The following is an 11,527-nucleotide window of genomic DNA, read 5'->3' on the forward strand; positions in this document are numbered from 1 at the left end:
ACTTCGCCTGCCAGGTCGACGAACGTCAATGCGCCGGCAGTTCAAGCACCCAGGCGAACGAGCAACAGGCAGCGAAACCGATCAACGTGAGCCCCCATTCCAGCAATCCCCAATCCCGCATCAGCTTGCGGACGGGAGAGATCACCTGTCCAGGTGACATGGCGCAGAGCCAGATGTTCATCGGCATCATCACGAAATATGCATATGGCCAGCTCGCCAGGATCGTGATGCCGCCGATGATCCAGCGCACGTCGCCGTCAAGTCTGAACTGAATGTAAGCAAGGACAGCGGACGCGACCGCGAGGACGGACAGCGTGAGCGTGCCGCGACGAAAGCCAAACGTCCATTCCTTTAACATCGCGCGGCCGCCGAGCTTCAGACGGGCTGGCTGCTCAACTACCCCGATATAGAGCGTGGCCCCGAGAAAGGCGGCTGCGACAGCGAAGGCGTAAAGACCAGGCCGCATGCTGCGGGCTCCTCACACAGATCCAGAAACGGCATGGTCAATGCGACATGAACACCGGAACGGTCATCGACTTCAACATCTCACGGGTGACACCACCGAGAATGAACTCGCGAATCCGTGCGTGGCCATAGCCGCCCATGACGATCAGGCTTGCTGAGCAATCAGCTACGTAGGACAGGATGACACTTGCGACATCAATGTCGGGAGCCGGCATGACCTCGACCTCGACCTTGACATCGTGCCGGGCGAGGTGGTCCGCCATCTGAGCGCCGCGACTCTCATGTCCGTCATTCTTTGTCTTCTCGTCAAGAACGATCAGCAACTTGACGGTGGTCGCCCTTACAAGCAGCGGAAGCGCATCGTTGATCGCGCGCGCGGCGGTGTTGCTTCCGTCCCAGCAGCATACGATGCGGTCGAGCTTCAAACGGTCCCTCTGGACGTACGGAACGACAATCAGCGGACGCCCTGATTGAAACAGCGATCTCTCGATCAGGGCATCGTTCTGCACGCGCTTGGTATCGGACTGCATGAATACGCCAAGATCGAACCGCCGGACCAGCTTCGCCAGCATCGTGGGCGCGCCCTCTCCCATCGTTCTTAGCAGACGATGTTCGGCAGAAAGCTGGCTGCTCCCGGCGGCCGCGTCGAACTGATCGATCGCGGCCATCGCGACCTTCTTGCTCGCCTCGATCATTTGATCGAGCATCTCAGGCTGCAACTGTGGCGTCACGTAGCCGGGAAATTCCGGCACGTATACGAAGGTAACGCCGACGATATGCGCGTCGAAGCTCTCAGCAACCGAAATAGCAAAATCACGGGCCCGGTCGCGCGCGACGTCGTGCTCCAGATTGACGATGACGTCCTTGATCATCCGATGCTCTCCCGTCCAAACTGCGCGCGTTGCTCACGGGCACATCCTTCGGTCTGCCATCCATGAGTGCCGCTACTCCGTATTCGCCGGCGCATCGCGCTCCTTGGCAAAGCTCAGTAACAGTCCTCTACGCTGCGAAAGCGCCAAGCCCATCCATCCCAGATCCGCTCGCGTCTGACGATACAATGCGGTCCGTAGAACACAGGCTCATATACGTAATATGGCCTTGGTGCCGCGAGCGTAGCGCCAATCAGAGCCCCTGCCGCGAGCCCGCCCACCACCGGAGCGACCGGGAAAGGGTGCCTCCAGCGAGCTTGCACCGGTGACGGACTCGCAATTGCGGCAAAAGCAAAAGACGTTCCAGTGACGAGCGTTATCAGAACCTTCTTCATCGCAGATCTCCACCTTGTCTGCCTGACGAATTGAGCATCCAACCCGACAAGCGCAGCATACGTACACCCAGCCCAACTAGCCCATCGCCATGGAGATGCTACCCGCGTGCTCCGCTCGCGCATTGGCGTTCGTCAACGATTGCCCGACAATATCCGGGATGGGAGTACCGAGCTTGAGAGCGGATCGCATTGGCAAGACGATCCACCCCCTATTGTGGCGATGGCCAGAAGGACTATACCGGCTACCCTCGCTGACGCGGGATCGCGGCGAACAAAGGCTGCGTCGATCAGCATCGGCGGTGAGCGCGGTAGCTAGCCGCGCTCGACGCGCGCCTGCGGCTCAATAATACCGGGGAATCGGTCCGAGATGCGGCGTCGGCCGGTCCGAAAGATCGAACATCGTCTCGTCGACGTAGCACCAGCCCCAACCCTCTGGCGGATCATACGCCTCGATAATCGGATGTCCGGTCGCGCGAAAATGCCTGGTCGCGTGCCGATTGGGCGATTCATCGCAGCAGCCGACATGCCCGCACCGTCTGCAGACACGCAGATGCACCCATTGTGAGCCCGTCTTCAGGCATTCCTCACAGCCCGGTGCGCTCGGAACAACGTCGCGGATTGTCGCCAAGTGTCGGCAGAATATCGGCATGTGCGCCTCTCAATTTAATATATGCCTATCACAGCTTGGCACACGCCAAATTGACGGCCGTCAAAGCGCGACCGCGGGAGGGCAAACCAGAAAAGCGATCCGCCGCCTGGATCGGTCCGGTAACGAAGGACCCCGCCGTGGACATCCACAAGCGAACGGCAGCGAGCGCGTAAGCCGCGGCGAACCCAATGATCATTCTCCAAATAGCTTGGATAGCCATCCCTTTGCAAAGCTCTTACGAATGGTTCTTCCGTCAGGAAGATGAACTACAAGGTCGATCGATCGCTCTTGCGCGATCTGTTGGGCGACCCGCTCCGCCGTTTCGCGCGTAGCATAACGAGCGATTTCATTGCCCGCGTCGGTTCGTACGATCCAGTCGTCGAAATTGGTGTTGGGGATTACGTGAACCGCGGCATCTGACATCATCTGAACTCCACGTGGGAAGCTGAAAGCTGGATAATGCCAGTATCGTTGAAGCACGCTGACAGACGTCAATCGTTCACTCGCCAGGGGCAGAACGGATACTGACCTTGACTGATGTCAACTTCTGATGCCTTTCGAGGCAATGGGAGGCCATAGCTTCGCCCGCACTGATGAGCGGCGGCCCGGGTTGCTCCAACCCGGACGATTCAACGAGAAAGTCGATCTAAGTTTGGCACCGTTTCGGTTTGAGCCGCTTGCGCCGATTGACCCTGCGGCGTGCCCCGCGCTTCTAGTGGGGATGTCTCGCGAGAAAGGTTCAACGCGCAACAAATCAAGCCCACATGGCTGTAGGCTTGCGGAAAATTACCAAGCATGCGGCCGGCGAACGGATCGTATTCCTCGGCAAGCAGACCCACGTCATTGCAGCGCGAGAGGAGGCGATCAAACAGCCTACGGGCTTCCGAATAGCGTCCCTGGAGAATGTAGTTGTCGACGAGCCAAAAGCTGCACGCGAGAAAAGCGCCTTCTCCCGGCGGCAGCCCGTCGCTGTGATTTGCCCGTTCATACCGCAGAATGAAGTCGTCCTGGATCAAAAGCCTCCTCTCAATGGCCCGAACCGTGCTCTGCACGCGTGGATCACTTGCCGGCAGAAAGCCTACGAGCGGGATCAGCAGCAAGCCGGCATCGAGCTGTTTAGAGCCATAGGCCTGCACGAAAGTCCCGAGATCCCGGTTGAAGCCCCGCTCGCACACGTCGGCGTGGATTTCATCCGCCACCTCCCGCCAATGTCGTGCTGCCTCGGTTGATCCCTCGGTAGCGAACTCCTTCGCTGCGCGATCGAACGCAACCCAGGCCATGACTTTGGAATGGACAAAGTGCTGTCGCTCGCCACGAACTTCCCAAATGCCTTGATCTGGTTCTCGCCAGGCGCTTGCGAGATATTCCAACATGAGAGGCCGCAGGGCGCGCCCGCGATCGGTCAAACCTATTCCCCCCTTGGCGGCGTGGAACATGGCGTCAGCGACCTCGCCGAGCACGTCGAGTTGAAGCTGCTGGTAGGCCGCGTTTCCGACGCGCACCGGCGGGGATCTCTCATAGCCGGCGAGCCACGGAACTGTCATCTCGGGCAACCAGCGTTCTCCCCCTATCCCGTAGACGATCTGCACCTGCTGTGGACTGCCAGGGACAGCACGGAGCAGCCAGTCCCGCCACGCCCGTGCTTCGTCAAAATATCCGAGATGCATCAAGCCGAGCAGCGCAAAGGTGGCGTCGCGCAACCAGCAAAAACGATAGTCCCAATTCCGGATTCCTCCGATAAGCTCCGGCAGCGAGGTAGTGGGAGCGGCGACAATCGCGCCGGTCGGGGCATAGGTCAGGGCTTTCAACGTAATCAGCGAACGTTTGACGGCCTCCGTCCATGGTCCGACCGCGGGACACCGATCACTCCATCCGCGCCAAAATTCCTCGGTTCGCTTCAGTGCATTGAATGCACCAATCGCCGGTGGAGGGGCTTGAAACGAAGACCCGTAGCTAAGGACGAACGGGATTGACTGCCCTGCTTCGAGGGTAAACTCACCAACCGTCTTCAAATCCTCGCCGTGAAGCGGCGTTGCCGTACGCAGCACCAGTCGCTCCGGACCGGCGATCGCGCTGATACCCCCGTCGTCGAGCCGGCTGACCCAAGGGACCGTCGTGCCGTAGTCGAAGCGAACTACAAATTCAGTGCGAAAGTCTACTCGTCCGTGTTTGCCGATAAGAATGCGCACAAGATTAACGCCGTCTCCAGGCGTCATGAAATCGACCAGTGTCGCAGTGCCTGTCGTGGTTCGAAATTCCGTCTCGAGGACCAGAGTGCCTGAACGATAATGTCGCGTGGTCTCGATCGGCTCGCCCTTTGGTGCAATGAGCCAGCGCCCGTTGCCACTTTCGCCAAGCAGGGCCGCAAAGCAAGCTGCCGCGTCAAATCGCGGCCAGCACAGCCAATCGATCGAGCCGCTGCGCCCAACCAGGGCGACGGACTTGCAGTCCCCAATCATTGCATAATCTTCGATTCTGAGCGCCATTTGATGCCTCAGGCCGATACCGACGAAAGCAAACGTCGGTGGGGATGAGTGACCTGCCAAAGTTGTCGCTGCCTCCCCGGCCTTTCCTCCCTGACTTGCTCCGCGGGCGCACGCCTTGCGGTCGCTTTATCATTTGGACTGCTTGCGGGAGTCGGAATACCGGAAAGGGCGGCTGACCGATGAGCGTTTCGGCAATCCAGTCAAGGCTCGACGCCAATCAATTCACGCCAAACGGTAAGCAGAGCCGCCATAATCACCGGGCCGAGAAATAGACCGATCAATCCGAACGATTCGACCCCGCCGAGGATTCCGATCAGTACCAACAGGAATGGTAGCTGCGCAGTCCCTCCAATCAGCGCCGGCTGAACGAGATTGTCACCGATCAGCAAGATCGCTGCGCCAAAAACGAATAAGCCTACGGGCGCCAGCAACGCACTGCTGTGCGAAGCCAATATCAGTGCCGCCGTGGTGAGCGCGATCCATGCGCCAAGAGGCACCATAGCCAACGCCGTCGTCAGAGCCGCGAACAGTAGCGGATGCGGCACTCCCATCGCGACATACGCGATACCGATGGCGGCGCCTTTCAGGATTGCTGCTGCGATCGTCCCGTTCACGGTGGCGCGGATTGCATCGGCGATCCTGCTTACCAAGCGCGCGCCGCGATGTCCGACTAGATTGTCGGCGGTGGTCAAGGCGCGATCAGCCAGCCAGTCTCCATCGCGAAGCGCGACAAACAGAGCGATCAGCGTAATTGCGAAGAGAAATAGGCGATGCAACAACGCTCCCCCGAGGGCTCCGGTCCAGGACGTGAGTGTTTCGATATTCACGCCGCGAAGCCATTCCCTCAAAACATCCGGATTGCCGAGGTTGGCGCGCCACCAGAGTTCGAGGTTCTGGCCGGCGATCGGCAGTTGCACAAGCCAGACCGGGACTGCAATTCCGCTCTCACGCAGGCGATAGAGCGCCCGTAGAAAGGCGCCGCTTCCCTGTGCAATCTGATGCGCCACCAAAATCAGGGGCACAAGCAGAACAAGTCCGGTCAGAAGCGTAAACAGCAATGGAGCTGACAAGGAAGCACGGCGGCGGGAGATCAGCCGCGCGAACTGAATGTAGACCGGCCAGATCGCGATGGCGATTAGCGCTGCCCAGGTCAGCGCCACCAGAAACTCACGCACCACCCAGAGCGCCAAGAGCACCACTGCGATCGCAATAGCCAATTGGGCGATCGCCCGGGTGCGTGAATCGAAAGTTGGCTCTAACTTGCCGATCGACCGGAGCCCGCCATCATTGCTCGATGTGAGTTCATAAAGCTGCATCTTAGCTCACGAATGTTTCGCCGTAAAATGACTGGCTGCAGTAGACAGAATACAACGCGTACCTTTGCACACATTGACGGCCATCAACTGCCAGCGATGCTGCACACCGTGCGCCGGGTTCAGGGATCGTGGGCCGCCCCGCGGCAACAAGGCAGCCTACCCGCCAGCTGCCCACCTCCGGCAGGGTCACACTGAGCTTTTCCGCTGGTACATCTCAAGACTTGGACGAGGAACGCCCGGAGGCAAGACGCGTTCAGAGCACCATCATCACTGGAGGCCGCAATGAAAGCCGTCAGCAATACTGCCCTAGCACTGCTTAAGGCGGCCCCTATCGCAATCGCGCAGTCATGCCCGGCAACAAGAACGGGCCGCAGGCCAGCCGCCATCGAAGTCGCGTAAACAGTGCCTGCGTGGCCAACGTGCGCGGCCACGCCGGCAAACTGATGATAGGCGGCGCAAACCATTTCGGGCCGTCGCGCGTTTGCTGCTTATCAAGCAAAGCTGCTCCGGGCATTCACGGCTACCTGGCACTGCGCAAGCAGGACCGCATGGAGACGCCATGACAGTCAATCTCGAAACTCTCAAGGCATCGTTGGTCATCTACGGCCTGGACGCAATCTACGCCGCGGTTCTATTGATCGTGGGCTGGTGGCTGTCGGGCGTGGCGTACCGCTCTGTGTGTCGCCTGCTGACCCTGACCCATCGCGTGGACGCACTGGTGACGGCGTTCCTGGCGAGCCTAGCCCGCTATGCGACGCTCGTCATCGTCGGTATCGCCGTGCTGCAGATGTTCGGAATCCAGACGGCAAGCCTCGTCGCCGTGCTGGGGGCGACCTCGCTGGCCATCGGCCTGGCGCTGCAGGGTACCCTATCCAATCTTGCGGCTGGCGTGATGCTGCTCATCTTTCGGCCCTTTCGGATCGGCCACGAGGTCGATGTCGGCGGCAGGGCGGGCACGGTGAACTCTCTCTCGCTGTTCATGACGGAGCTCGTCGGGGCCGACAACACCCAGATCCTCCTGCCGAATGCCGCTGTCTGGGGTCAGCCGATCCTGAACCACAGTGCCTATCCCAGGACCGGCGACGTCAAGGTCTCCTTCCCGGTGCCGGCCGGCGCACCGGCAGACGCGATTGCTAACACCGTGTTGCGGGAGCTCCGCAGCGACCCCCGTCTGGATAGGCGAGCTCAGCCGGCGGTGCATGTGTCGCGCGTGATCGACATCACCCATGCGGATCGTCCCGTCGTCGAACTGACCGTGACGGCTGCCGTGAAGCCGACGGACACGGACGCCGTGCGGCAGGAGGTGCTGGACCGGGTCGGACGCCTGGTGGCGGAGCACTCGCCTAGCGCGTCCGCAGAAAGGTAATCGCGGGAGAGACGCGCTGAGTCCACGAGCTTGCCGGCTCCGCAGGAATGGCGGTCATCGGTACGTAGATGAGAAAGAAACGCATGAAGAAGAAAAAGGAGAGAAAGCGTAGATCGCGATCCACGGTCCTGACGATCGACGTAGGCGGGTCTCATGTGAAAGTCATGACGGACAAGGGCCGTACGAAACGCGAGTTTTCGTCTGGGCCGCATTTGTCCGCCAAGAGGATGGTGAAGAAAGTCAAAGAGCTCACAAAGGACTGGAGCTACGACGTCGTCTCGGTGGGATATCCCGGGCCCGTTATCCGCAACCGCCCGCTCGCGGAGCCCCACAACCTCGGACCCGGATGGGCGGGATTCGATTTCGAGAAAGCGTTCGGCCGTCCGACCAAGGTGGTCAATGATGCCCTGATGCAGGCCTTGGGAAACTATGAAGGCGGCAAGATGCTTTTTCTCGGGCTAGGCACGGGCCTGGGATCCGCCATGATCGTCGACGGCGTCCTCGAACCTATGGAGCTCGGACACCTGCCGTACCGGAAGGGAAAGACCTTCGAGGACTTCGTTGGTGCCGCCGGCCTCAAGCATCTCGGAAAGATAAAATGGAGACGGAGCGTCGACGACGTGGTGAAGCGCCTGATTGCGGCGCTGGAGCCCGAGTACGTCGTTCTGGGGGGCGGCAACGCCCACAAGATCGGCAAGCAGCCTCCCTACGCGCGACTGGGAACCAATGACAAGGCCTTCAAAGGCGGATTCAGGCTCTGGCAGGATGGGGCGACTAAACGTTCGGAGCACACGGTCGGAGGCCAAGAACTACGAGCGGGAAGTTGATGGTCGTCATGCCCGCCCTGTCCAGAGGTTCGTACGATGAGCTGCAATCGTCCGAGTTTCATTCTTGCGGAATATGGAGCAGATCATGAAATCCGACAGCGAAATCGAACGAGACGTTCGTGATGAACTGCAATGGAACCCCGACCTGAACGCCGGAGATATCGCCGTCTCGGTCAGGGATGGCATCGTCACCTTGGCGGGCTTCACCCGTAGCTACACCGACCGCCTCGAGGCCGAAGCCGCTGCGAAGCGAGTTGCCGGGGTTCATGCCGTTGCCAACGACATCGAAGTGCGCCTCCCCACAATCGACCAGCGCCCCGATCCCGAGATCGCACGCGATGCGGTGGCCGCGCTGAGGTCAGAACTGCCGATGTCCCACGACAAGATCAAAGTGATCGTCAAGGACGGCTGGACCACGCTCGAAGGAACAGCCGAGTGGCAGTACCAGAAGACGATCGCCGAAAACGCGGTGCGGAAGATCAAGGGCGTGAAGGGTGTCACCAACGTGATCCAGCTGAGGCCGGCGGTCCAGCCCACCGACATCCAGCGCAGGATCCAGGAAGCGTTCAAGCGAAGCGCGACGCTCGATGCCAATCGCATCAGTGTCGAGGCCAGAGGCAGCGAGGTAATCTTGAACGGCACCGTCCGCTCCTGGACGGAGCGGGAGGAAGCCGAACGCGTTGCCTGGTCAGCGCCAGGTGTGACGCACGTTGAAGACCGCATCGTGATCGGTCTCTGACCACAAGCGATCCATCCAAAGGACCGACGGAGAGTGCCCAAAGGAAACCGACAAGGCGATCGCCATTGACGAAGCCGATCCGAATGAAGCCGCCCCGACAGGGGGCCGGCCCAGGCAAACCGCCGGTCGTGGTACCGGAACGGCGAGCCGAAGACCGATCGGACGACGGCGATCAAATGAATTGATAGCGGAGGATTGCCGCCAACGGCGCGCGCTCCGGCAATTGTTCTCGCGACGCGGCCAACACTCTCGCCCCGGTGCACAACGCTCGCCGCGCCACCTCGTCGACGACATTATAGACTTCCGCATCGTCGGAAGCCGCATAGGTCACGCTGCCGTCGACATCGCTAACGAGCCCGGGCACGACGGCATCGAGGTCCACAAGCAACTGATCGACCGCACCTGCGGTCGCCGCATGGGCTGCGTAAGAGAGGTCCGTTGTGGCGCGCCGCGGCTTCAACTCCTCATATCGCGCGATCAAGTTGGTGACTTCCCGTGCATAGAGCTGATCAAGAATCGGAATCGCCCGATCCTCCAGTTCAGCGTCGGTAAGCCGGTCCGGATTGCCCTGCATGGCTTGCTCGACAAACTCTGGATAGTCGCAAACCGCGCGGAACATCGAAGCCAGCGGCTCGACAGCCACGAGGATAAGCGGCGTCGTATGCCCGCGCAGCACATCCCGGACGGCGTGATCCACCTTCTCGACATATTGGTGCAGGAGCACTTTCTCGCCTTCGAGATTTTGCAAGCGTCCCCGGGGCGCACGGACATGGAATGATGGACGATGCGACGCCTCCTCCGCATTCTTGGGCAGTCCTGGCACCCACACCCGCAACGGCGGAGAATTGGCAAAGACCTGCACAAGCCGGACGCTTTCTTCCGCGAGCGCCAGCACGAAAGCATCGTGCCGCGAGGTCATCGCCCGCAACAACGGTGCCAATTGCAAACGGTCGGCCACCTCCACCAGCTGCCTCGGTGTTTCCGCCATACGGAACGTGTGCAACATTTCGGGTACCGCCAGCACGGCAAGTCCGTTGCCTTGATAGTGCCAAAACGAGAGGCTCTCGTCCGGCTTGGCCCGCTGGCGCTGCCGGACCTTGTCCTGATCCGGATCGTGTTCGCCTCCGGCGAGTTGCTCGAAGCGCGATTCGAACGCCTCAATCACGCGCGTGTTGACGCCTGCTTGCCTCAATTGGACGAGCGCCTCCTTCGCCAGGTCCTTGAATAGCGTGCGATTGGCCTCGGCGTTCGCACCAAGCCGAGACATCGGCATGTACATGGAAATGCAGAACTCGGCCCTGAGTTGCGCAAGATCCCTGAACTCCGCGATGGTTGGAATATCGATGTGAAGCATCGGGTCCTCAAAGGCTGCCAGTGAACCGTCCATGCAATATTCGCGACATCGCCACGGAATGACCTTGACGACCGTCAATCACGGCGACTGCTCCATGCAACCGCGCCGCGCATGTCGCCGGCGAAAATAGAAGCGTCATATTCTCGCGCTCGATGACTATGTCGCCAGGCAGACGTCCAAGCCCGATCTGGCTGAGATGCGGCCACAACAGCCCGCCAGCAGCAAGGGTAGACCGAGCACGATGAGGACGGGCGCCATCTAGGCCGAATCCCTCATCAATTCTGGCGTCGCTGACCGAACAGTTGCAGCAGCAGCATGAATAGATTGACGAAATCGAGATAAAGTGCCAGCGCTCCCATCACGGCCTTCTTGCCGGCCGACTCCTCCGTGTCGGATTCCAGGTACATGGCCTTGATGCGCTGGGTATCGTAGGCGGTGAGACCCACAAACAGTATCACGCCGGCGATTGAGATCACGAACTGGACGGCATCCGATCTTGTGAAGATGTTCACCAGCGAGGCGATCACAATGCCGATCAGGCCCATGAACAGAAAGGAACCGAACCGCGAGAGATCGGCACCCGTTGTAAACCCGTACAGGCTCGTGACGCCATAGGTTGCCGCCGTTATGAAGAAGACGCGCGCGATCGAGCTTCCGGTGAAGACCAGGAAGATTCCGCCCAGCGACAGGCCCATCACCGCAGCGTAGATCCAGAACAGCAGGACCGCGGCGCCGACGCTGATGCGTTCGATCCTGAAGCTCAAAACCAGCACGAATCCAAGCGGCGCCAGCATCACGATCCAGAGCAGCGGCGTGCCCTCGATGGCCTGATAGAAGCCCGAGAAAGCGGCGGCATAGGCGACGAGGCCGGTCAATATCAATCCACCTGCCATATAGCCATAAACGCGCTGCATGTGTTGCCGCAGCCCGGCTTCGATGCGAGCTTGCGCTGCCATTCCGAACGATGCATTGGGATCATTGGGCGTATAATAGCTCATCACTCGCTCCTGTAAGCTCGCTCGGTGCTGCAAGCGCAATAGCCAGTCGTCGTCTCGATCGCC

13 protein-coding genes are annotated in these 11,527 nt (G+C 60.3%); 4 read left to right on the plus strand and 9 right to left on the minus strand.

Annotated elements, in window-relative coordinates; genetic code table 11:
- Positions 1–25: 25 nt before the first annotated feature.
- The 6 genes from AOQ71_RS22895 to AOQ71_RS22920 all read right to left on the minus strand — a co-directional run bounded on the left by AOQ71_RS22895 (position 26) and on the right by AOQ71_RS22920 (position 6,180).
- A complete protein-coding gene (locus tag AOQ71_RS22895; protein ID WP_057751350.1) occupies positions 26–466 on the minus strand; it encodes an anthrone oxygenase family protein in 441 nt (146 codons plus the stop codon).
- A gap of 37 nt (positions 467–503) precedes the next feature.
- On the minus strand, positions 504–1,337 hold the full coding sequence (locus AOQ71_RS22900; protein WP_057751353.1) for a universal stress protein: 834 nt from the start codon (positions 1,335–1,337) through the stop codon (positions 504–506).
- Positions 1,338–2,069: 732 nt separating this feature from the next.
- Positions 2,070–2,378: a UBP-type zinc finger domain-containing protein gene (locus tag AOQ71_RS22905; protein ID WP_057751356.1), complete on the minus strand. Its 309-nt coding sequence runs from the start codon at positions 2,376–2,378 to the stop codon at positions 2,070–2,072.
- 192 nt (positions 2,379–2,570) lie between these two features.
- The gene (locus AOQ71_RS43715; RefSeq protein WP_083514417.1) at positions 2,571–2,804 is read right to left on the minus strand and encodes a DUF2188 domain-containing protein; all 234 of its coding nucleotides are present in this window, start codon (positions 2,802–2,804) and stop codon (positions 2,571–2,573) included.
- A 203-nt stretch (positions 2,805–3,007) separates the two neighbouring features.
- Positions 3,008–4,864, minus strand: a complete 1,857-nt coding sequence (locus tag AOQ71_RS22915) for a glycoside hydrolase family 15 protein (RefSeq protein WP_057751360.1) — start codon at positions 4,862–4,864, stop codon at positions 3,008–3,010.
- A 200-nt stretch (positions 4,865–5,064) separates the two neighbouring features.
- Complete coding sequence (locus tag AOQ71_RS22920; RefSeq protein ID WP_057751362.1) at positions 5,065–6,180, minus strand: AI-2E family transporter; 1,116 nt, start codon at positions 6,178–6,180, stop codon at positions 5,065–5,067.
- Positions 6,181–6,527: 347 nt separating this feature from the next.
- On the opposite strand from AOQ71_RS22920, the gene AOQ71_RS22925 reads away from it, so the two are divergent.
- From AOQ71_RS22925 to AOQ71_RS22940, 4 genes are all read left to right on the plus strand, one after another.
- Positions 6,528–6,743: a hypothetical protein gene (locus tag AOQ71_RS22925; RefSeq protein ID WP_057751365.1), complete on the plus strand. Its 216-nt coding sequence runs from the start codon at positions 6,528–6,530 to the stop codon at positions 6,741–6,743.
- Entirely contained in the window at positions 6,740–7,546 is an 807-nt protein-coding gene (locus tag AOQ71_RS22930) for a mechanosensitive ion channel family protein (RefSeq protein ID WP_057751368.1), read from the plus strand. Before AOQ71_RS22925 ends, AOQ71_RS22930 begins: the two co-directional genes overlap by 4 nt.
- A gap of 83 nt (positions 7,547–7,629) precedes the next feature.
- Positions 7,630–8,373, plus strand: coding sequence for an ROK family protein (locus AOQ71_RS22935; protein WP_057751370.1), 744 nt, complete (start codon positions 7,630–7,632; stop codon positions 8,371–8,373).
- Positions 8,374–8,458: 85 nt separating this feature from the next.
- On the plus strand, positions 8,459–9,112 hold the full coding sequence (locus tag AOQ71_RS22940; RefSeq protein ID WP_057751435.1) for a BON domain-containing protein: 654 nt from the start codon (positions 8,459–8,461) through the stop codon (positions 9,110–9,112).
- Positions 9,113–9,284: 172 nt separating this feature from the next.
- Here the strand turns inward: AOQ71_RS22940 and AOQ71_RS22945 are convergent, their stop codons facing one another.
- The 3 genes from AOQ71_RS22945 to AOQ71_RS22950 form a co-directional block, all read right to left on the minus strand.
- Positions 9,285–10,499: a baeRF11 domain-containing protein gene (locus AOQ71_RS22945; RefSeq protein ID WP_057751372.1), complete on the minus strand. Its 1,215-nt coding sequence runs from the start codon at positions 10,497–10,499 to the stop codon at positions 9,285–9,287.
- The gene (locus AOQ71_RS43720; RefSeq protein WP_245317078.1) at positions 10,474–10,674 is read right to left on the minus strand and encodes a DUF2905 family protein; all 201 of its coding nucleotides are present in this window, start codon (positions 10,672–10,674) and stop codon (positions 10,474–10,476) included. The genes AOQ71_RS22945 and AOQ71_RS43720 overlap by 26 nt, the downstream gene beginning before the upstream one ends.
- Positions 10,675–10,741: 67 nt before the next feature.
- Positions 10,742–11,464, minus strand: coding sequence for a Bax inhibitor-1/YccA family protein (locus AOQ71_RS22950; protein WP_057751374.1), 723 nt, complete (start codon positions 11,462–11,464; stop codon positions 10,742–10,744).
- Positions 11,465–11,527: the final 63 nt, after the last annotated feature.

Origin of the sequence: Bradyrhizobium manausense (assembly GCF_001440035.1) — a bacterium.
GTDB lineage: Bacteria > Pseudomonadota > Alphaproteobacteria > Rhizobiales > Xanthobacteraceae > Bradyrhizobium > Bradyrhizobium manausense.